Origin of the sequence: Acinetobacter sp. XS-4 (genome assembly GCF_023920705.1) — a bacterium.
In the GTDB taxonomy this organism is placed as follows: domain Bacteria; phylum Pseudomonadota; class Gammaproteobacteria; order Pseudomonadales; family Moraxellaceae; genus Acinetobacter.
Genome location: NZ_CP094657.1, coordinates 2,973,766 through 2,997,217, shown reverse-complemented (window position 1 = coordinate 2,997,217; position 23,452 = coordinate 2,973,766). Strand labels below are relative to the sequence as shown.

At 32.6% G+C, this 23,452-nt stretch carries 16 protein-coding genes; 10 read left to right on the top strand and 6 right to left on the bottom strand.

From position 1 onward, the window contains the following. The first annotated feature begins 4 nt into the window (after positions 1–4). From MMY79_RS13925 to MMY79_RS13915, 3 genes are read left to right on the top strand one after another with little or no spacing between them, the layout of a single operon-like run. The gene (locus MMY79_RS13925) at positions 5–907 is read left to right on the top strand and encodes a hypothetical protein (RefSeq protein ID WP_252609503.1); all 903 of its coding nucleotides are present in this window, start codon (positions 5–7) and stop codon (positions 905–907) included. Between the two features lie 15 nt (positions 908–922). Then, positions 923–2,224, top strand: a complete 1,302-nt coding sequence (locus tag MMY79_RS13920; RefSeq protein WP_252609502.1) for a radical SAM protein — start codon at positions 923–925, stop codon at positions 2,222–2,224. 9 nt (positions 2,225–2,233) lie between these two features. Further along, positions 2,234–3,661 carry a hypothetical protein gene (locus MMY79_RS13915; protein WP_252609500.1) on the top strand — a complete coding sequence of 476 codons (1,428 nt, stop codon included), beginning with the start codon at positions 2,234–2,236 and terminating at the stop codon, positions 3,659–3,661. 6 nt (positions 3,662–3,667) lie between these two features. On the opposite strand, the gene MMY79_RS19450 is transcribed toward MMY79_RS13915, so the two are convergent. Together MMY79_RS19450 and MMY79_RS13910 are read right to left on the bottom strand one after the other, a co-directional pair. Continuing rightward, positions 3,668–4,072 carry a PH domain-containing protein gene (locus tag MMY79_RS19450; protein ID WP_354669032.1) on the bottom strand — a complete coding sequence of 135 codons (405 nt, stop codon included), beginning with the start codon at positions 4,070–4,072 and terminating at the stop codon, positions 3,668–3,670. Between the two features lies 1 nt (position 4,073). After that, positions 4,074–4,493 carry a PH domain-containing protein gene (locus MMY79_RS13910; protein ID WP_252609498.1) on the bottom strand — a complete coding sequence of 140 codons (420 nt, stop codon included), beginning with the start codon at positions 4,491–4,493 and terminating at the stop codon, positions 4,074–4,076. Between the two features lie 738 nt (positions 4,494–5,231). Between MMY79_RS13910 and MMY79_RS13905 the strand changes: the two genes are divergently transcribed. Further along, a complete protein-coding gene (locus MMY79_RS13905; protein WP_252609496.1) occupies positions 5,232–5,696 on the top strand; it encodes a hypothetical protein in 465 nt (154 codons plus the stop codon). Here the strand turns inward: MMY79_RS13905 and MMY79_RS13900 are convergent. Continuing rightward, positions 5,682–8,417, bottom strand: a complete 2,736-nt coding sequence (locus MMY79_RS13900) for a UvrD-helicase domain-containing protein (protein ID WP_252609494.1) — start codon at positions 8,415–8,417, stop codon at positions 5,682–5,684. The genes MMY79_RS13905 and MMY79_RS13900 overlap by 15 nt on opposite strands. Positions 8,418–9,075: 658 nt before the next feature. On the opposite strand from MMY79_RS13900, the gene MMY79_RS13895 reads away from it, so the two are divergent. Genes MMY79_RS13895 through MMY79_RS13880 form a run of 4 tightly spaced genes read left to right on the top strand, consistent with a single transcriptional unit; the run spans position 9,076 to position 15,078 of the window. Continuing rightward, entirely contained in the window at positions 9,076–10,128 is a 1,053-nt protein-coding gene (locus MMY79_RS13895; protein ID WP_252609492.1) for an MBL fold metallo-hydrolase, read from the top strand. A gap of 1 nt (position 10,129) precedes the next feature. Further along, the gene (locus MMY79_RS13890; RefSeq protein ID WP_252609490.1) at positions 10,130–11,425 is read left to right on the top strand and encodes an ABC-three component system protein; all 1,296 of its coding nucleotides are present in this window, start codon (positions 10,130–10,132) and stop codon (positions 11,423–11,425) included. Then, positions 11,409–11,948 (top strand): ABC-three component system middle component 1, encoded by a 540-nt coding sequence (locus tag MMY79_RS13885; protein WP_252609488.1) that lies wholly within the window; start codon positions 11,409–11,411, stop codon positions 11,946–11,948. Before MMY79_RS13890 ends, MMY79_RS13885 begins: the two co-directional genes overlap by 17 nt. Beyond that, positions 11,938–15,078 carry a hypothetical protein gene (locus tag MMY79_RS13880; protein ID WP_252609486.1) on the top strand — a complete coding sequence of 1,047 codons (3,141 nt, stop codon included), beginning with the start codon at positions 11,938–11,940 and terminating at the stop codon, positions 15,076–15,078. Before MMY79_RS13885 ends, MMY79_RS13880 begins: the two co-directional genes overlap by 11 nt. A gap of 531 nt (positions 15,079–15,609) precedes the next feature. On the opposite strand, the gene MMY79_RS13875 is transcribed toward MMY79_RS13880, so the two are convergent. From MMY79_RS13875 to MMY79_RS13865, 3 genes are all read right to left on the bottom strand, one after another. Further along, positions 15,610–16,890: a site-specific integrase gene (locus MMY79_RS13875; RefSeq protein WP_252613529.1), complete on the bottom strand. Its 1,281-nt coding sequence runs from the start codon at positions 16,888–16,890 to the stop codon at positions 15,610–15,612. Positions 16,891–17,548: 658 nt separating this feature from the next. Next, positions 17,549–19,342, bottom strand: coding sequence for a CapA family protein (locus tag MMY79_RS13870; RefSeq protein ID WP_252609484.1), 1,794 nt, complete (start codon positions 19,340–19,342; stop codon positions 17,549–17,551). An 8-nt stretch (positions 19,343–19,350) separates the two neighbouring features. Continuing rightward, a complete protein-coding gene (locus MMY79_RS13865; protein WP_252609482.1) occupies positions 19,351–20,868 on the bottom strand; it encodes a glycosyltransferase in 1,518 nt (505 codons plus the stop codon). Between the two features lie 372 nt (positions 20,869–21,240). Here MMY79_RS13865 and MMY79_RS13860 point away from each other — a divergent pair, with 372 nt between their 5' ends. Then, positions 21,241–22,230, top strand: a complete 990-nt coding sequence (locus MMY79_RS13860; RefSeq protein WP_252609475.1) for a hypothetical protein — start codon at positions 21,241–21,243, stop codon at positions 22,228–22,230. A 793-nt stretch (positions 22,231–23,023) separates the two neighbouring features. Next, a complete protein-coding gene (locus MMY79_RS13855; protein ID WP_081399348.1) occupies positions 23,024–23,341 on the top strand; it encodes a hypothetical protein in 318 nt (105 codons plus the stop codon). The last annotated feature ends 111 nt before the right edge of the window (positions 23,342–23,452 follow it).

The window sequence follows — 23,452 nt, the reverse complement described above, 5'->3', positions numbered from 1 at the left end:
ATTTATGAGTATTAATAATTCTGAATCTGAAAAAACTTTAGCTCTTTATGATATTAAAGAACTGAAAAAAGTTTTAGAAGATGATTTTAGCCTAAATGCTATTTTGAATATGAGTAATCATAATTTTGGTGCTAATTTTTCTAATGAAGAATTAATAAAGTATATTACGGCCGAGCTAAATAAAGCAATTACTGCACAAAAATATGCAGTAAAAGGAAATGACGATTCATGGGTTGAGATTTCATTAGATGATCCAATTTTACAAGGGGTATCTGGTGGAGATGATGATTCTAACCTGATTAATATTAATACAACTACTAACGTAAACCAATCAGTTACTTTGAATATGATGGTTTTTGCTGTTTTAATCATAATCATGGTAGTGGCATTAGCACAAAATGATGGTGGATTTTGTTGTTTCCCTAGAAAAACTTCTGTAAGAAAAGTTGATGGGACTAAGACTTCGATTAAAGATATTAAAATTGGAGATAAATTAGCCGCTTTTGGTGGAGGACAAAATACAGTTATTGAAAAAATTATTTGTCATGTTAACCCTGGTGATAAAATTTATCAAATAAATGACCAGATAGAATGTACGTGGGAACAACTATTTTTAAGTGTTGAGGGGATCTGGTTAGCAGTAAATTTAGACGGGTACAAGTTATATCGTGAGTTAAAAAGAATATCAAACCCTGATTTTGGTCTTTCTGATGAAGATATTAAACAAATATCTGTGGGAGATCAGATATATTATATGGATGAATTAAAATATATTGAGAAATTTGATTATCGAATAGTAGATCAAAAAGAAACATTATATTCATTTGTAGTTGATGGTAATAAAACCTTTTATGCGAATGACTACTTAGTTGAAAGTCAGGTAAATAAAATACCTACTAATGTATAAGAGGAGCTTGTAGTAATGAAACCTATAGTTATAGAGCTCTTAGATATAGATGGTAGCAAAAAAAATCTTATTTACGATGTTCAGAGAAATTTACTTCTATGGGAGTGTGATAATTCTGAGGTTTCATTAAGTAGAGTTGGCCGGAAATATAAAATTCCTGACGAACCGTGGGAGCATTATACACAAAAAAAAATTAGCCCAATTTTACCTGGTTTGAAAAAGGGCCCCTTTAGATTAGTTAAAATTCAACTAGGTTTAAGTTGTAATTTTAAATGTGACTATTGTGCTCAATCTCCAAAAGAAAACTCTTTAGAGGTAAGGAGAGGGGCAAATAGAGAAGAAAGGGAAAATTTTGTAAATAATCTTTTAAATTATTTACAAGTCGATGAGCATGTCATATTTGAACTTTGGGGAGGAGAGCCTTTTCTTTATTGGGAAACTTTTAAAGAAATTTCTGAGAGTCTTTTAATAAGTTTTCCTTTTTGTAAAATTAGAACTACTACTAATGGCTCTCTCATAAATCAGGAAATTTTTGATTGGATATTAAGAAATGAAAGAGTTGAAATTATACTAAGTCATGATGGGCCTGGAACGCATCGTGATCAAGATGTTTTAGATAATCACTATATAAGAAAATTATATACTGAGTTATTTAAGCTTAATAGACATTTAAAATTTAATTGTGTATTAACTATTGATAATTTATCAGTAGAAGAAATAAGAAAATATATCGCAGATAAACTAAATACCTCATGTGAGTATATATTACTTTTAACAGAAGGTTTGGCTATGCCCATTAAGCAGGCGGTTTCATTGCCTTCTTTGCTTGACCTGACCGGACTATATAGAGAAATGATTGATGGGAATTCTTTGTTTATTTTTGGCAATGAACTTCAGGATTTTTTTGACATAATATCCCAGCGTAAACCAAACGTCTGTATCGAGCAAAAATGTGGGTTAGACAGAGAAGATGTAATCGTAGTCAATGTTAAAACTCAAGATATTGTTACTTGTCAGAATACCTTGCCTGAAGGAAGACATAAATTAGGCAATCTTAAGGAAATCGAATCTGTCCAACTTAATACAGCTTATCATTGGAGGTCACGATCTAACTGCGAAAACTGCCCTGTGTTGAATTTTTGTAGAGGCTGTTGTTTGTATTTAGAAGGTGAGAGTTTCAATAGAGCTTGTTTATCACAGTTTTATTATAGATTGCCATTTTTTTCTGCCGCTTTATATTGGATAACAGGGTTAACGCCTATAAAAATGAAAAGTTTTATGGGTGAAATAGATTTGTCTGAAATGACCTTGAGTTAATGAAATTATATGAAAGAAATTGATATTTTTGTAGAGCGTTCTGATGGGCGAATATGGCCTGTACCTGGTGTATATGCCTCTAAAAAGGATTTTGAAAATGAAGGGTTTGAAGCTAATGTGCATGATACTTTTTTAAATATTCCTGATAAAGTGATAATTGAATATTTAAATAAATTTCAGAATAACTCTTATAAAAAAATTATTGTTTTTATTGGTGGATTTACATATGAAAAGGTTTCACCATTAACAAAACAATGGTTTAAACTAATTAATAATAAAATGAAAGATTTAAAGAATAAAATTGATCAAATAGAAATTTCAATTATTGGTTTTTTTGCAGATTTTATTAATGTTAAAGATTTTTTTGATCAAGCTGATTATGTATATATAAATGGTTATGATTCTTTCTTTAAATTTATGTCAGATAGGGTGAAATTAAAAACTAATTTAGATCCATTGAAACGGAAAAATGCAGATTATCTTCCTGCTAATGGATTTATTTGGCGCTCAAAAAATCTTATGATAGATATGCCCTCTTTAATTTGTCCAGTAGGCTTATGTGCAAATTGTATTTATGACTTTAAAACCTGTACGACTTTTAAAAAAGCAAAAGAATATGATTTAGAGAATGACTTTAACCACCTATATGAAGAAATTATTAGTACAGATTTACCTTTAAATTTAGCGCTCACAGGAAACTCTTTAACGCTTTCTAACGAGAAAATTATTCTAACATATCAAATGCTTGAGAAGATATCCGGGAGAGGGATTTTTGAATTACATCTTGATGTAAATTTCCCGCAATTTTTTTCTTTCGAACAAGCATGGAAACTTGTTGAAGATAATAATATAGGATCTTTAAGGCTGGTTATTCCTGCTTTAACTAGCAAGGGGTTACAGTTATATGGACATTCAAATTTTGATATAGAGTCATCATTATTAAAATTAAGAGAAATTGTAGGGCGTACTACATTTATAATGGTTGAACTAATTATAGGTCTCCCTGGTGATACTATTGATGTTATAGAAAGTAAAATATCTTATTTAGAAAGTTTTGTTGATATTATTAATATACAAGTTATTTCTATCCATAAAGACTCTAAATTATTGAATCATTCTGATTATAAAAAGATTTCTGAAAATCTAGATATGTGGGGTAACTGTGAATGGGAGCTGCCCGATGTGTCAAGGAGTGAGCTTGCTATATGGTTAGATAATTACCAAAAAGAGAAATTAAATTCTATTATTAACTTTAATTACTCTTCATTTACTGAGGTTCTACATGCTAGTAATAATAGATTTTCATCGTTTGAAATTAGAGAAAATCTTGATAAGTTAGAAAATAATAAGCCGAATTGGCTTACATCTAAACTATTTTTGGATCGAATAGAGCTGAATAAAGATTATGTTAATGCTTATATTGAAATTTTTAAATAGTATTATTTATCTTTTTGAATTTAAATAGCGGATAAACTCTTGTTTGTTGGTGGGTGAAATTACAATATTTTTTATCTGTTTTTTATTTTCATAAATTATTGTGATTCTATCTAGAGATAATGCCGGTGATGATGCAAGAGTATTTGTTTCTTTAATACTTTTTATATTGTTTATTGGTATTCTCCAGCTGAAAATGCTGCTCCTTACTAATAATATATTTTTGTCGATTTTATAGTGTGTTGTAAACAAAGGATGCCATATTAGTAAGGTGATAATAAGTAGCTTAAAATTATTTTTAATACTTTTATTCTTTTCAAGATAATATGTTTTAAAAATGAAAAATAGATTTATGGTTAATAATAGTATTATTAACCATAAATCTATTTTTGAATTAAATATAAGGGTATTCATTTTATTTTAAATTTTCTTTGTTTAATGTTTTAATAAATTCATCCTTTTCCTTGGGGGAGATCATTATTGTTTTTAAATATCCAGTATCATCAAGATATTTTATTTTTAAGCGATCCAATGATAGTGCTGGAGCTGATAATGGATTATACGTTTTTTCTACGCTCTGTATGGATTTAATTTTAATTTTCCATTTAAGAACTGTACATTTTATAATAAGATAATTTTTATCTATGGTGTAATTGGTGTTAATGATGGGTGTCCAAATTAACCATAATAATATACTATAAATTATAATATCAAAAAAGTTATTTTTAATATTATGAGTGGATTGTAATTTTAAAATATCATTAAGTATATATATAGTTACACCTAAAAATATAACTAAAATCCACCAGTCTACTTTTGATTTAAACTTGTTCATTGCTCAATGTTCATGTTTTTCCTTAAAATACCATTTTTTAGAGTTTTTAGTCTATCACTATTTTTTAATTTTTGTAAAGAAAAGGTTTTTAATAGAAATGAATGTATTAAATGTATATTAATATATAAATTGTAAAATTTCAGTAATAATTTTTTATATTGGTAATATATTATTTTCTCAAAAAATAATTTTCTGTGAAAAAATGTTATTTTAAATATTTGATGGAAGAAGATGACATGGATTTACTATTTTTGAATGCTCTTAATTTGATTGGTTGCCTTTATTTGAAATCTATATGCAAATTATTATCTATCTTAAATACTCGACAAAAATACAGAGGATAATTAGTCTTGTAGGGGAAACTTAAAGTTTTGAATGTAAAGGAGTAAAATTCTAGTCATAGTCAATAATAAATTTTTCATTAGTTTTCAAATGACTAAAAGTTTTTCACCGTATGAAAATCTATAACCTCATTTTCACCATCGGTACGTAATACATCTAAAGCCAAAAATAGTTTTCCTTTTTAACTCTACTTCATTAGGTCTGTATTCTGAAAATAATAGTAATGTTCACAACTTTTCCAGTTGGTGAGTGGGCTTATAAATTAAGAATATATCTAGGCGAAAAGTTTTCCTTCATTAGTAAATAGCATTAAAAAGATCAAAATAATTTTACCTAATTGAATCATAATGCTCTAATAAGTTATTGTAAGAATATTTTTTATTTGAAAATAGATTTATGTCGATCGTTAACATAAAAAATGATGTCCTCGAATTTCTACATGGATTTTATAAAATTGACAAAGACGATTTTTATTTAGAAGTATTGTCTTTATTTCCTAGAGCATGTTGTGAGTATTCTTCAAGATTGTTGGCTCGATTTCTGATAGAGGAGAAAGCTTACGATATTACAGATATTTTAATGATAAAAGGGCAGTCTATCGTAGATGTAGGTCAATTACATTTATGGCTTAGCGTGAGTGGAGTTATTGTGGATATAACTGCAGGGCAATTTAAGCTAGCTGAAAATCCGATAATAATTGATGCACCTAGCTCTTGGCATCATAGAACTTTCTATGAATTGGAAACATATAGTCCTTCATTAGACTTCAAAAATTATGTTGATGATTTTGGTGAACTAACCTTGGAAAAGGATTATTTAATGATAGTTCAACACACTCGTCAGAATTCAACGTTGCTTTAAACTCTTAGTGTAATCGCAAGTTGGATAGCGATCACAGCCCAAAAAATTACCAAATTTTCCTGTCTTTTTCCATAAACGACCTTCTTCACATTTGGGACATAACCATTCAGGTGGTATATTTCTATTGATTGGTTTATGTTCATCCTGTGGTATATAGATAAATTCTTTAAAATTCTGCTCTTTAGTGATTTCCTCAAGGAATACTGAATTACGTTCACCAATAAGAAAGACTTTTTCTTTTGCACGAGTCAAGGCGACATAAAACAGGCGACGTTCCTCAGCAAAAGCATGTGTCTCTGGTTGTGGTAATACTATATTTAATAATGGATCATCTTCTTTTTCTGAAGGGAAGGCACTGTCACCACTGTTTAATCCGACGAGAATGACATAGTCTGCCTGTAAGCCTTTGGAAGAGTGAATTGTTTTAAACTCAATGCGACAATTTTTAAGAAATGGCAAAAGATTATCTAAATTCGGTTTATTGTGGTTATAGCGACCTAAAATATAAATAGATTTTTTACCTTCAGAGTTTGTATTAGCATTATTGATTTCTGTAAGTGTCTTAAATAGGTATTCATGAATCTCTTGTGTCTTTGTTAAAAAGCTTATCTCAACAACTTTATTATTTGTTTTATCAATGGCATTGACTACTTTTTGAAGCTGAGATTTATTTTTTTGGATAAAACCACTGGCTACATTGGCAATACCCTGATTTGAACGGAATGTTTGGGTCAGCTGTGTCTGCTTAGTAGGGCCAAAGACTTTTTCGAATTGAGTAAAAATACTGATATCTGAGCCTGCAAAACGATATATGGCTTGCCAGTCATCTCCAACACAAAATAATTTTGCTTCAGGCACCTGATTCAATAAGGACAGAATGAGTCTAGCTCTAGCCTGTGAAGTATCTTGGAACTCATCCACGATAATCAGCTTAAAAGGACTTTTGTATTTGTTTTCATTTATTAGTTGAGCGGATTCAATCAGTAAGTCATCAAAGTCATATTCTTTATTAGTTTTTAATAACTGGTCGTACTGTTGATAAACTTTGGAAAATAGTTCTAAAAAAAGTCTTTCCCGTAGGCTGAGTAGAGGTCTGGCTAATAAATCGGCCATATTGGCTTGATTAGACTTATAATGATTTAAAAAACTACCATAAAGCTCATTGGTACCATATTCAAAGATGGACTGTGCTTTAGAATCGATCTCTGCAAGACTACGAGGTCTAAATTCTTGTCCTCTTGATTTAAGCTCTTGTTCCAATTTTTCAAATATTGAACCTGTAATAAACTCATTAAAGGTTGTAGTGATTAAATCAGTTTTATATTGTTTATGGATTCCTGATTTCCATTTCATGTCGTCCAGATACTTTTGCCCAAAGTGTGCAGGTGGCTTACCATGCTGATCTATAGCGTAGTGTTCAAGATATAGATTTAGTTCAGGTAGGTAAAAATCGGGTTTATATTGGCGGTGGTTTTCATCAGCTGTATCATGTTCATAAGTTTTTTCATAATGATAGGGAACCCCTTGAGTGTATAACCAGTTTGCTATGGCTTTTTCACCATGTGACTTAACGATTTCTCCCTGATAGGTTTCGAAGCCATTCTTGAATCTATCAAATGATCGTTTTTGTGCTTTTTCCCAATCATTTATGGTTTTAAAAGCGAAGGGGGATAACGGTGGTCTTAAATAAGCAGTTTTAAATAAAAGATACTTTTCTTGAAATTCTAGATCAGTTTCAGTCAAATTTTGAATAATTCTATTTAATAGTGGCTGAATCCTCACTGCATCTTCAGAAACTGAAGGGCTTTTACCTGTTGCTCTACCAATTACCTTGACACCAAATTTATGAAAATTAAGGGCTTCAACACCAGTATTAAATTGAGTGAGAATATCTTTTAATCTAAGGTTAATACGTTCATTGAGTTCTTCTCCTGCATTTTTATTGAATGCGAGGACTAGAATCTCCTCAGGTTTGTAGAGCCCAGTTAATAAGGCATAGCCCACTTTACCAATAATCGTTGAAGTTTTTCCAGAACCTGCAGCTGCAACCAATAGATTGCGATCCTCAAAGATGATAGAGGAAATGCGCTGTTCATTAGTTAGAGGGGTACTTTCCACCTGATCAAAAAAACTTTTAAATGCTTTTAACTCGCTTTCAACAAAACATTTATTTTTAACGTCAATGGCGTAGTTTGCTTTGATTGGCAATTCAATAAATTGTCGAAGTTGTTCAAACAGATTTTGTAGATCAGCCTCAAAAGCAAAAGAGCTATCTCGTTCTATGAGATTACTAAACTTTTCTACGAAGTTTTTTGTTTTCATTGATAAGTCTGATCTAAATAGACTACATATACGATGAGATAAGTAAATATTTTGTTGGATAAAATTTTGATACTCTTGTAAGTATGGCTTTAGTACTTCCTTAATCGTATCCGCATTTTTCTTATTATTTAAAAATTCAATATCATCTAGTAGATTTGATTTTAGAACTTTAGCATGTGAATTGAAAACACCTTTAAGTACATAATTTTGTTCTGAAGTAGATAGTGTGACAGATGACCAAATCCAGCCACTTTGAATATTTATATCAAGTATTTCATCTAAAGTAAGGTGAGTGGTTTGTTTATTGAGATCTAGCTTTAATGTTGGAAATGTGTAGCTTAATTCCCAATTGGCAAATCCCGTAAAAATATAGCTAAGTAGACTGGGTTTTAAATCCATAATTATCTTTTTCAGAATTTTTAACGTTAAAAAATAGAATATATTTTAGTATATTTTTATTAACATCTCTAAACAAAGTTTTTGGTTTAGACGAACAAAAGTTCAAACTCTAAAATTGAGGAAAATGATGAGTAGAGTAAACAGTCCGGATTTTACCAAGAAGAATTGGATCAGGTCACATGACAAGGTTATGCCAATTTGTTAGTTTAATTAAAAAGTTTTTTAATTCATGATCATATTAATAAAAGAATCTTCATGATGAAAACTTGATGCACACTATATCCAGCCTTTCTTGTGATCTCAATCTCATTAGATTAATTTATCTTTTTTTGTAGATTATTATAAACAGTAGCCAGTTAAAGGGCTTGTCTTTGAAAGTTTTTTTATATAATTTAGATAAATAATGAGTAGCGTTTATATAATTGAATGAAAGTAAGATTTATAAATTTCTTAAACAGATCTTAGTTGAAGCTCTGCAAACTAACATGTTGTTCTGCGAAATAAGTATCTTGTTATTAAGTTAAAAGCTATTTATTTATAATAAAAAACCATGAATTTAGTATTGCTATCTAATAAAACTGAACATCATGTTTAGATGATAATTCTATCGGTAAATAACAATGAGCCGATGGCGCAGAATGTTTATACAGAGAGAATTATGGCTATTATTGTTCGTATCCTCAAAGCTAATCATGGGGACTGTATATTGGTTAGTCATGAGGGGGCCTTGAGTGCTTTCAACATATTGATTGATGGTGGACCTTCGATGGCCTTCAAGCATGGTCTCAGACAACGATATAAGGGAGCACTTTGCAAAGTGCTCGATGATCTGAAAGAAAAGGGGCAACATGTAGATCTGGTTATCTTAACTCATATTGATGACGACCATATCAATGGACTGATCAAAGCTTTTGAAGATTCTGAATATTTACCTCAACTAGTGAAAGCAATCTGGTTCAATTCGTCTCGATTGATTACACAGCATTTCAAAGTCCCTGAGATTTCGGAGAATAATATTCTATTGGCTGATGATTCTCCTCTAACAAGCGTGCAACAGGGAAAAGACCTTGAAAAATTGCTTGATGAAATCCAGTGCGTACGAGCACCGCCTATAATGGCTGGGCAAGTGTATAATGTAGGCCCATTCACTTTGAAAGTCTTGTCACCTGAACGAAGTCAGCTCGAGCGACTTTTACATAAGTGGCCAACTGAGGTTGAATCAGGTAAGACCTCATCGCATGACAATGATTATGGCCTTTCGTTAAGCGAGATATGGGCAGAGGATAAGTTTGTATCAGACCCATCTATTTATAATGGAAGCTCTATTGCATTTCTTCTTGAATCTGATGGTAGAAAAATGCTTTTCCTTGGAGATGCACATGATCAAGTTGTTGCAGGTAATATAAGAGCATTAGGTTACAGCGACACTAATAAGCTTAAACTTGATCTCGTGAAGATTTCACACCATGGTAGCCAGTACAATACGAGTAGCGAAACTCTTTCATTGCTAGATTCACCTTGTTACGCCATTTCCACTGATGGAACAAAACATGGTCTTCCTAATAAGCGGACTATTGCGAGAATCATTAAAGCAACAAATGGTAAGATTTTTTTTAATTACAGTCATGTGATTCCACCGCTACTTTTACCTGATGAAGTTGAGGGTTTTTCTTCTCGTTTAGACGTGCTTGATGAGGAGATCAAATTTTAATATGACAGCATCCGAAATCATGCAGTCTTATTGCGTTAGGGTTAATGCTGGTAGCGGCGTACTTGTCAATGCTATGACACAGGATTACTCCTATGTGCTGACCGCAGCCCACGCAATTGAGAATGTCACTGACCATGTGGTAATTGATCATCAGGGTAATAATCTTCCTGTTTTAGCAGTGCTCAAGTATCCAGTATCGCAAAATGTGGAAGCGGTCCCTTATGATTGCGCAATTTTAAAAGTTGAATATCAGGCAAGAGTTGCACAAAGATGTATTTCTGCATCAAGCTTGCCTCTACGTTCCGATCTTGTATTAGTTGGATTCCCAGGGACCGAGAGAAAAAGTTCGAATCCTATAAAGCATTATGATGGGCATTTGACTAGTGTAGCCAATGAGCTGGTCATTTTCACAGTTGAAGGTACTCCTGGAAAAGCGACGATCGACGGCATGTCAGGCGGAGGAGTTTACCACGTCCAAGGTGAAAGCCCATTTCTTATAGGTATTGAGTTCCAAATGGATGGTACTGGTCAAGACCAGCAATATGGTCGAGTGCAATGCTACAGCCTGATGAGATTTGAAGAAATCATAAAGGCACATGCAAGTGCATTGATGATTCCTGCTCATTTGGAATGCTTTTCTAGAATGCGGGAGATGATATTTGCATTCAATGTGATTGACCAAAACAACGTCTATCATCTTAAAGCAGCGTTAGAGGGACTTGCCGATTCTCTAATTGCGAGCGGGATGCCTCCACCTTATGAAGTCATGATGCAATATAATTTACAGTTGCTTGTTGATTCCAAACGCCCTGATGAGCTCAAAACTCAAGAATTATGGACAGCTTATTTAGAGTTTTTAGTAATCTGCGCTTTGATGGATAATATTGGAGTTACAAATGTTGACTATATAAAAAGTTTAGAGCGAAAGCGCAGGTTGTTATATACCAGTGATGGCACGAATTGGATTAGTCGCTTGGAAGAGCTGCTTAAAATTGCCCGCAAACTTTTAGACAAAGATGGCACGCTTATTGTTGCATCACCAGATGCGGCAGCAAAACATCTACCTCCGAGTTTTGTGCTTGATAGAGTGATAAGTGATATTGCTGTTGTACCAAATCAAGGACCATTTTCCATTGATGCGGTTGAAAGCTCTATCTATACGAGTTTCAAACTAACTCATCTGGAAGGGCTTCGCAATACTTGTGTGATCGATAGCGAATTTGAATATAAAAGTCTGCCATCTGGCATGGCACAATTACAATTTCTTAAGGACAAGCTTAATGAAATTATTAAGTGAGGAAGTCGATCTAGATTTCTTATCTGCTCAGTACGAGAACGTTAGGTTTTACATGTTTCGCTCGGATGACCCTTTTTCGTTCATCTCTTGCATAACGTGTATATGTGAAACGTCAGCAGAAGTAGTAGAAAATTGGCAAGCTATCCAAAATATTATTTCTGTTCATCATCAGCCTGCGGGCAGCTTGGCAGCATGGAATGTATATTTGGCTTTTGTCACAATTGAGCAAGTTCCTGTATGGGAAAAATATGAAATCGAAAATAATAAGTTTGCTGCTCGTAAGATCATAATTGATGGGCTTCTAGAAATACCTAGTCTTGAACAATTGGCTATTGAACTACAAAACCAGTTATTAGGTTCAGATTTAACGCTTGATACTCGAGTCAATAACCCAAAAGAGGCTTTGCTATCTTTAGAAAAGTATGTTCGTGGCGCACCATTAGATTCAAAAATCGAGTCTAGAGAAAAGCGTGCCCAGATGATCAATAGCATAATGGAATTTTTGAACAATAATGAAAATTAAAAAAGTTGAGATTGAGGCATTTCGTGCCTACAAATCAAAGTCAGAAGGAACTTTTGATTTTACGATTGAAGGAGATATTCCTTCAAACTTTGTTGCGATTTATGCGCCAAATGGTTTTGGTAAAAGCTCCTTTTACGATGCTGTGGAATGGGCTGTTACCAACCATTTGGAAAGGCTTGGAGGGGAATATAATAAATCTAACTTTGAGAGTGCGGCTAAGTCTACTAAGGACCCTAATGAAGGTCAAAAAATTCTACGTAACAAATACGCCGATAAACAAGTAATTACAAAGGTTGTGGTATCTACTACTAGACCTATCCCTTTTGAGAATGAACTTCCGAAACTTCGAGCGAATGGGCGGGACTTAAGTTTTGGCCATAAGAGTCAACGGAGAAATGAGTTTTTTCGACGTGTTGTTTTGAGCCAGGATGAGATTGATAGATTTCTCAGAGAAGCAAAGCCTCAAGAGCGATATGCCAAATTCATGGGAAGCTTTGGTGGTGATATTGAGATAGCTCGCAAGGAGTTATCAGTACTTATCAGTGATAATAATGCGGAGTTGAGTGTTCTTAATAAGAAACGTGAGTCGCTTATTGAAGAGTTAAAACAACCGATAAATCTTTCTGTATTCGAGCATTTCAATACAGTCGCGGCTGAACTTAATGCTGCGGGTGAGAATATTATATTAGCTGATGAAAGATTTTCATCTCAGAGCGAATATCGACTTAACGCTAGCCTTGTATCGCGACAGCATGAACTGAACACGTTACTCCATGCGAAGACCAAAACATCAGAAGTGCTAGCAGACGGGTTAACAAAAATACCTGAAATAGAGCGCCATATCCACTATCAAGTAGAGCAAAGAACTCAGCTTTCTAGGCTACAGAAGGGGGTTGCCGATGCAGACAAGTATCAGATGCTTTTTGGCTCGTACGAAAAATGTGTGACGGATCAAAAACAAGCATATGCTCTTCTGACTCGTCTTCTTGAAATCGCTGAGAACACAGAGACTTTTTTAATAACTGAGTCACGTCTTCACGAATTATTCACAATCCAAAAGGAGCTAACCGAAGAACGTTCCAAAAGCTCTATCAACCTTACAAGTCTTGAACAGCAACTAAGTGAATTGAACAGCGAGCTTAAGATTGTTGACGATAGAGCTTTGCTATTAAGAAATTCTGTCGACAATGCTGGACCAGTCTATATCTCACTTACGAGCCACCGAGCTCAGATTAGTATTCTAAGGCAACAAATCATCGCTAAAGAAATTACTATTCAGGTAGACAATATCCAGTTAGACGAATTGAATCGTGAGCTAAGAGAGGTCTCCGCATTAAACATTACATCCAATTTATTATTAGGTGGAAATGTAGGAGCTTTACTTTTTGATCAACAAAAAATTGAGCAATTGACAAGATGTCATGCTGACCTTGATTTGATTGAAGTTCATAATAAGGCTGTTTATGCTACTCAGAAAGCCTTAACTGAACAGATGGAGCAGCACGAACGGTTGATTGCCACAGGCTTAGATTATCTTGGTATACAGCCTTCTAATGTTTGCCCTTTGTGTACAACTCATCACTCATCTTCAGAGGCTTTGATAGATAAGATTAAGAGTCAAAATCTACTGTCTGAATTAAGTTTAGAGAATTCTAGAAAGCTTTCACTCTCCTTGGTGCGTCAAAAAGAACTTAGAGATGAAATTCAAGAGATTACCCAGCAGGCCGTTGAAGCACAGGTTCAGCAGCTCAATATTCTACGTAAAAAGCTTACTGAGGTTAGTGAGAGACATACTCAAGCAATGTTTGAGAAATCTACTTTGGAAGCAAAATGTAAGACCTTGGAAGTTGGAATCATTGAACTTGAAAAGTCAGTTTGGGGGCTTTCAAATGATGAGCTAGTGCTTAGAGTAGAGGCAGAGCTTAGCCAACTTGCTACAAAACGTTTGAATCTACTTGCACGGCAAGCGGAATTGTCTACCCAAATTCAATCTGTAACTGAGTGGAACAGATCTAAAGATTCCGAGTTGAATGCATTAATTGCTGAAAGGGAGAGAAAAAGTAGTGAATATGTCTACGTTACAGTAACGACATATCTAATTGAAAATGCTATTACTACTTCAGACCTCAAAAAGCATTGCTCGGTGAAGAAAAATGAGCTTGATGCGGAAGTACTCAAGTATAAAGTTGCTAGTGAATCCTTAGCTAGCCAGTGCAATTTGTTGCAGCAGGAAATGATGGCTGATGGCACATGGGTGGATTTTACTAATTTGAAACTGCAGAAGGATGATTTGGAAGTAAGCCTTGCCCGTTCCCAAACGGTAGTGAACGCTTTTTATGAGAGCTTATCCAATATTATTATCGTTCATCCTGAAGATACTTTGGAGAAAGTCAAAGGGCTCATAACAATGGCGGTTGAAGATTGTCGACTTCGTGTTCTAGAGCTTGATAAGCTGTTAAACAGCATTAAGTTGCTCCTAGAGCTTATGGCTTCGTTTAAGCCTTATATTAAACGTATCTCTCTTCAAGAGGAACTTACCAATGTAGAGCTGCAGCTAGAACAGCGTAATCGAGTTGATGTCACTCTGAAAGCGGAAAGGAATAAAATTGTCGACAGCCTAAAAATGCTTATTAATAACTTTTTTTATGAAGATCTTATTAATTCCATCTACAGGAAAATAGATCCGCATCCTGCCTTTAAAAAAGTAGAGTTTAAAGCAGACTTTGATTCCGATAAGCCCGGTCTAAACATCGTAGTTAGCGATGGGGCTGGAGAGTTGATATCTCCGATCCTTTATTTTAGTGCTGCTCAAACAAATATTCTTAGTTTGAGTGTATTTCTAGCGAGTGCGCTTCATGCGAAGGATGATGAGGGTAATCCCATTAACGTTATTATGATTGATGATCCAATCCAATCAATGGACTCCATTAACATACTTTCTACGATTGATCTCCTGCGAAGTATTTGCTTGCAGTTTGACAAACAAGTCATTATTTCAACGCATGATGAAAACTTCTTTAAATTACTCCAACGCAAAATTCCAACACAAATATTGGGGTCAAAATTTTTGCAATTAGAAAAGTTTGGTGTAGCTGTGTCAGTCGAACCATTCCTCAACTATTCTTTATAATAAGCAGCGGGGAATCTATTAAATCGTTCCTTGGATTGTGTTGCCTTAAAGGTTTGAACTTGTTAATGGAGGCTATTGGGGTTCTGTTTTTAGCTTAAGAGAGCTTTGTGAAATCGTAATTGGTAGGCCACACTTATAACATAAGTTTAAGAATGAGATCACATTGACCGAATCATTTCTAACATTGTCCAAAAAGTCGTTCAGTTCTTTGATAGATTGGCCGACCGTAGTAATAATTGTTAGAAGTAGAGAGTAGTTATGATCTAAGACAGGGGCGTCGACCGTCGCACCTTTTAAGAGTTACGTCCATACATAGGTTGTGAGTAATCATCCGTAAAACTTGATTCACGATAGTATTTCAGCAAAGAGACATTCTTCCAGCCTTTACTGAATTGAATTACGGGGGAAGTGTTTTGGTACTGGAATGGTGATTGGCCAAAGCTCTTAAGTAAACTAGCCTGTAAATTAGTTTATGTAATTTCCTTTTAAATTCTTCAGTAATAGATGGCAGAAGCATTCGTTTTATGATGTCTAGTTAACGTGTGCACTGCAGAATTCAGCCCAATCAGCCATTAAACCTTTACGTTTTTCAAGATAAGCTCCACGTAAGTAAGCTGCTTCAACTTCATCTGGTAGTTTGTGTGCTAATACATGCTCACAGACTTCACGAGGGTAATCTGTTTTATCGGCTGACCAATCACGGAAAGTTGAACGGAAACCATGTGTCGTGATCACTCGATTTTGCTTAGGATCAATATAACCAATCCCATCTTCTTTTAATTTCTTGTCATGCATCCGTTTGATCAAAGCAGTTAGGGACATATCTGACAGCATACCACCGCGTGGAGCAGGGAAAATGAAGTCATCTGGTTGAGGATGAGTTTCTTGATAAAGCTGTTCAAGTAATCTAATAGCTGCTTCAGATAAAGGAACTCTATGTTCTTTATCAGCTTTCATTCGTTCTTTTGGAATAATCCAGATTTTATTTTTAAAGTCGATTTCTTTCCATAAAGCTCCAAATACCTCACCCGAGCGACAAGCAGTTAATATGGCAAATTCTAAAGCTTTGGGAGAAATTCCATTTCGCTGTTGTAAGTCATGAATGAAACTAGCCACTTGCACATATGGTAATGATGGATGTGGTCTAGATTCTTGTTTTAAATTACCAAGAATAGGTTCTAAATTACCTTTCCATGCTGCAGGATTATCTCCAACAAAATATTCCATAGCTTTAGCATAATCAAAGATAGTTTCTAAACGACCACGAATACGTTTAGCAGTTTCATTCTTTTCAATCCAAATAGACTCAAGAGCAGTGGCAATATCAATTTTAGTGATTGAACCAATAATACGATCCCCCAGAGTTGGATAAATATAGGTTTCTAAAGTTGAAGACCATTGAGCAATATGTTTTTCATTCTTCAGTTCACGTGACTTATTTGCAATAACAATTTTGGCACATTCTCGGAATGATTTTTTACGATGATTTTGGATGCGTAAACTTTCTAATTTTTCTTTTTTTTGTTTTATTGGGTCAATGCCGTTACGAATCTGTTTTTTTATTTCTAGAGCTTTAGCTCTAGCTTCTGCTAAAGAGACTTCAGGATATGGACCTAAACCAATATCACGGCGGTGTACCTGCTGTTTACCATTATCATCAAAACGTTGTCCGACAGCAACACGTAAAATCCAAGCTCGGGAACCATTAACGATACGTAGATGTAGACCATCAACACCACCGACAGCATGTCTACCATTCTCTTTTAATTTTGATACACTGAGTGCTGAAAGTTCTTTAGCTTTCTTTGGCATAGGTTGATTTTGTCCCACATAAAAACCCACATAGAATATTGGAAATGATTGGATTGTACAAGATGGGGATGGATGATTGTTTTTATAATGTATTGAAAAATAAGGTGTAAATATATTATTTTGGATGCTTTGAGACAGGTGTTAGACGGACACCGCTTCCGCCAAATTCGAAAAGCCCCTGTTAAAAGCAGGGGCTTTTTTTATGTGAATGTTTTAATGCTTAGAAACCTATATAAAAATTTGAATAGAAATAGTTAAAACAAGAATGATTCTAATTGCTTTGGATAATAGATAAGTTGAGTTTAAGTTGTCTCTTACAGAACAAACTAATAGGTGAATGTGCTGCACAAATAATTTTTGATCTTATTCTAATTGCTTATAATCATGATGAACCTTTTGATCGAGATCGTCATGATCTGTCATTGTCATAGGCTGATTGATGGTTTTGTGTCATCTTGGTTTGGCCAGTGTGTGCCAATGAGAGCATCATTATTTTGCTCAGTTCTTTCTTTTTTGTCTGCAGTTCCCGTATCCTCAATGTTTTGATTCGGGTAGGGTTATTCATCCTCGGATGATTGACTATAGTTGTTAAAATAGACATAAGTTATTTAAATATAATAGCTTATGTCATATAAGTTATTTTAAAACCATAGTGAATTTAGGTTATCATTAATTCAAGGTAAGGATTTTCTACATTCTCAACAATATTCCAATTTGATAAATCACTTTTGACTTTTAATAGATAGTCTAAAACTTTTCTGAAATCATTAGAGTTAACAAAATTAGGTTGCCATCTAGTATCACGATTATTTGAATAAATAGGATATAATCGTAACTTCATTAATTTATTTGTTGTAAACAAAAGTTGGGAAATGAAACCATAAGGAGCTGCGTCAGGGTATCCGTCATACTCACCATCACTATTAAAAAAACCATTACCCATACTAAATATAATAGGTTTATCTTTTGTTTTATAGATTTGCTGTATTGTGTGCGGACCATGACCTAAAATTAAGTCAGCGCCTGCATCTACTATTTGATTGCCGAGATTTCTCTGGTAGCTTTGTACTGGTAGAAAATCAACTCCCCAATGCGGTAATACAATAATATAACTATCTGGAAATGTTTTTCTTTCAAGTCGAATACTTTCTAATAATTCACCTTCGATAGTATTAACACCGCTTTTAGATGGTGTAGCATAAAATTTAAAAATACGATGATTATTAAAACGATACCAATACGCTGAAAATATAGTTACATATTTCCCATTAATTTCAAATCTCATTGGTTTGTTAGCTTCTGTACTATCCATCCCTGCACCACAATAGAGAATATGGTGTGCCTTAAGTTCATCTATTGTATTTTTTATACCTAGGTTACCAAAATCAGCAGTATGATTGTTTGCTAGGGTAACAGCATGAATATTCCCTTTTTTTAAAGCATTTAGTGTCTGGCTAGGTCGTGCACCTAGAATAAATTTTTTGAGTCCTTGAAGTGGAGAAGGAGTGCTTTTATTAACTAATGCGGCTTCGAGATTTACTATATTAAAATCGGCCTGATTTAAAAAAGTACGTAGACAATTTAAACTATGATCATAACCATCCATAGTTAAGGTGTCATATGTTTTGCGTAATAATCTTCTTTTACTATAAAATTCACCAAAATAAGTATCACCAATAAAATTTAATACAACTTCATTTTTTTTAAATTTTTTATCGATTGATGGTTTTAAGTGTTCAGTATATTTTGTTTCATATATGGCCTTTTCGACTAAGTAATCTCTATGAAAAGCATTAATTGCACCTGAAACAATGATTAATTTATATTTTTCATTAATTTTTATAATACAAAAACACTCTGATGAATTTTCACCAAAAAAATAACCATATTCTACTTTATTGTTTTTCAATAAAAAAGAGCTGTTATTTAAAAATTTATTATTATAATAAGTATCACTAAATTTAAGATAATATTTAAGCTCAGGAGGAAGTTCAGTAAATAATAGAGAAATTTCCTTTAAATCACTAATAGAAAACCTTTGAGGAATTTTTGAATGTTTTCTACCAGTCATATTTTTAGCAACAGTATGATCTAGGTTGAGTGAATCAAGAATGTCTTTAAAGTGTTCACTCGTTTTAATTTTTGAACATTCGAAAATAGTATTTGCTAAGAGTAATGCTGTATCTGGAGAAGAGGTAATAATTAGATTTAATAGTGCTTGATATAGAGAAGGAGGATTCTGATTATTATAACCAATACTGTTTAAAGATTTCGCCTCTTTTTTTACAATTTCAGTTATGTTTAATATTTGATCAAGTGTTAGTTCTCTTTTTTCTAGTTTTTGAAAAATTAATAAAAGAATAAGTAATGGTCCTAAGCCAAAGCTATGGGTGGCAGAAGGATCGCCATCCTCAAACTCTAATAGTTTTGATTGGATATCAATTTTTTGCACGCAATACATTATTTAAAACTCCATATAAAATTTTTCCAAAGATTTTTTACTTCAATATCTGAATAATAATTAATACTATTATATGCTTCTTGTGATAAATATTGATATTGGTCTGGATCTGTTAATAAAGACTCTATCTTTTGTGCTAAACTATTAATGTCACTATCTTTAATTAAATAACCATTAATATTGTTTTTAATCAAATCAGATGGCCCATATTTGATGTCGTATGAAATTACAGGTGTACCACATGAAAGACTATCTAGTATAGCAATACAAAAACCTTCTATGCTGCTAGTAATAAGTGAGATAGTTGAGGTTTCGATTTCACGTAAAATATCAGTGCTATAACCTCTCAGAAAAACATTGTCCTCAAGTTTTAATTCTTGAATTAAATTTCTAAGTTCTTTTTCAGTTTTATAATTATCTCTAGCATCACCGAATCCGTATAAATCAAGTTGAACGTTTGGAATATTGTTTTTTACTATAGAAATAGCTTTTATCATGTGATCTAATCTTTTTTCAACATAATATCTCCCTACAGAAATAATTCTATTCTTATTGCGCTCTATAATTGAGATTCTCTTTCTTTTTTTTGCATAACTTGGAGGTATTACATTAATTGAAAAAAAATCACCAAATCTTAAAAATAAATCATTTTTTTGCTGTTGAGTTGAAACAATAATATTTTTAAATACTGTGGGGTTGTTCAAAATATTTCTGTAATTGCTATTGAAATCACCCTCTAAAATATCTTGAGGGTTACGTGTATGTACACTGTGGAAAATTGAAATTAAAACTGGTTTATTTTTCATTTTTAAAAGAATAGGCGCAAAAATTTTATTTTTATCAATAAAAAAATAACATTCTTGATTTTTCTGGCATAATAAATCTAACCAATATGCAATAAAACTTTCCTCATTTGAAAATGAAGCATATAGTGAATTTTGTCGATATAAGACTATTGAAGTACAAACATTTTTTTCATTATCAACTTTGTCATAATATTTTTCTATGCAAACCTCATGATTAGTGTTAAAGAATTTTTCACATATTTTATTTTGTTTTTTATCTAAGATGATTTCACTACTCTTGAAACCGCGAATATCAAAAATCTCACGTTTAATTTTTTTTCGATTTAAGTCAAAATAGTTTATATATGAAATGTTATATTCTTCATTTTCAAAACAGTGTAAATAAAGAATATATTCTCCTTTGTGAAATACTTTATAATCATAGGGATTTGCAGTTTTTTCAAAAATGTATTCTGGATTTGTTTTTTTGAAATCTTCTAATTTATATGGTTTGTTAAAAATGTCTATTTCCTGGAAATAATCATATACATTTAGGAAGTTTTCATGATTTTCTTCCAAATTGGAAATGTTTAAAGATAATTGGGGGTTGTATGCAGTAGTTATGATAATTGGATTCAAATCTATTTCTTTGAATAATCTTAAACGTGCCAAAGCTGAATGTTCAATTCCAGTTAAAGACTTTCCAATATTAATATTTAAAAAATAATACATGGTTACCCGTATGCAGCTGAAGCTAATGTTAATGGATTTTTAAAAATTAGAGTGTTAAATTCAATTTAAGTTTCATAATTTTATTTGCAAATATTATGTGGCGTTAAATTTGTACACTTCTTTTTTAAAAATAGTTAATTATTATATTTAAGAAATATTTATTTTTCTCTAGGTGTGTAATTTTTTTATTTAACTATTTGTTTTTAAATAAATTTAATTACGTGTGTTTAATACACATGTTTTAATTTTGTGTTTGGTTTAAATGTTTGTTTTTATTTGTTTTTAAGTTTATTTGATTTAAATTTTATTCTTAGGTTTGGAGTTTTATTAATTTTTTATTTATTTTTTTTATTTTAAATGAGTATATAGTTCATGATAAGTAAAATATTTTTTATATCTTTTTTTGCTTTGCTTTCTATGTCAAGTAGAGCTTCTGATATATGTAACAACAGTACTGCATTACTTGGTAATATTGAATCCGTATATAAATCTGGTAAATTTAGGATATATTATTCTAAGAATCCTTCTAGTCCTGACTATTTAACAGATATGAGTGATTTAAATAGTAATAATATACCGGACTATGTTGAAAATATCGCTATTCAAGCTAATGCTATGACTGATGCCTTAACTTATTTGGGTTTTACTCACCCATTGGAAAGTGAAAGGTATAAAGGAGTTGCTGAATATATTGATATTCATGTGAATTTATCAAGTGGAAATGGTTTAGCTTATGAAGGGGTTACAAATTATATTAATAAAATTAACAAAGAAAATAAATGTACTCTTATTCTACAAGTTAGAAAAAATCTTGAGAACTTTCCAGCAAATTGGGCAACTGTTGCTCATGAAATTTTCCATTTATATGAGTATGGATATAGTCAATTTAAGGAGGGGTGGTATATAGAGAGTATGGCAAAATGGTCTGAAAATGTCTTGAGAGCCGAGCAATCGAATGAAGGTACAGTACAATTGCCACAAACAATTAATGAATTAAATAATTCTGTATATGGTGTTGAATATAATCAACTTTGGTATAGATTGGCTTATTTATCTGACTCTTCAACTGGTCAATTGGTGCTACCATCTGAGTTACTGAATAGAACCTATATAAATGGAAGCAAAGTTTTTAAAAATGAAATTTTTAAAGGACATTCTTTCATGAAGAAAGTATTGGAAAATTTTAAGTTAAAGTCTGATCAAATATCTTTTCAAAACAATTGGAACCCCCATCGTTGGAGTGAGTCAGCTCAGCTCAATACCAGCAATAGAGCTTATATGTTAGATGCAATACAGGAGACAATGCTTCAATTTGGTATGAATAGAACTGCAGAAGAATCGACTTTTATCAATCTTAATTAACTTAAAATTATATTTAACGTAGGGAATAAATTTATTTCCTACATTCTATTTCTATCTATTTTATGCAATCTATTGTTTATATTTATAATTTATGTATTTATAAAATATTGGGAGACTATATTTTCTGGTATTTATTGAGTAAGTTTTCAACTTTAACTCACCCAACAGGCTGCCACCGCCTACTTTGAAGCGCTGTTTAATAATGCAACGATGAGTGCTATAGATCAGGAAGAACGTATTATGCAGTATTACCTTAAAGCTTCATCTTTAAACAAAAAATTAAACTCTAAATCTAAGCCAAATGGACAAGTGATGACTAACGCTATTGGAATGTTTAAGGGGTATGGACGTTGGGCAAGCCTCAACGAAAGATACTGTATATGGACTGCTTTGTAGTATTACGGAGTTTGTTGCCCATGAATTTTGGTGATGAATCTAAATGATGGATATAGTACTACTATTTAAAAAAGCTTGGAGTCGGTGTTTAGACTGTTGGATTGAGTTAATTAGCTTAAGTAGCGTAAAATTTGATTAATTGAAAAGTACTAAGGCGTTTATAATTAGATTCAACAAGATTATCCATAAGTTAAATTGAGCTAGAATAAATCTGTGGGATTACATTTTTAATGATGGTAAGTATGTACTCTGAGCAACTGTATTATAAAATGCCCCCTTTGCATCACTAACTTGCAAAGTAAAATCGCCTGTTATGTACCAAATTTAAATTAAGAGATATGGATAATTCATGAATTTAATAAAACCTAGTAGTAAGTTCTTTCTTGCAATTTTTCTTATGATGAATCTTTCAAATACATATGCAGCAAAAATACAGGCTGTAGATGCTGAAGTACAAGAGAGTGCTGTAGATGTAATGGAAGCTGCTGGAGCAGAAGCTGTAGGTGGACAAGAGGATATGTGCCGTGTTGACGAGGCATGTGATGTTGCATCTGCTGTTTCTGAGGATGAAATGTACGGTGGCATTCAACAAGAATATGTCGTAAAAGGCTGTAAGGTAACAATCTACAACGATGGGCCTGTGAAAATGGTCAATGTAAAGACGGATCAACCATGTGATGCTCCACTTCCTAAAGACCATAAATTTTCTAGATAGACTCTGTGAGCCTATAAATTATTTTGAGTGCCTTTAAAAAGTTTGAGTACTTAGCAGCTTATATGGAAATTTGGATTGAGTTAAGCAGATTGAGATTTCAGCTTAACTTTA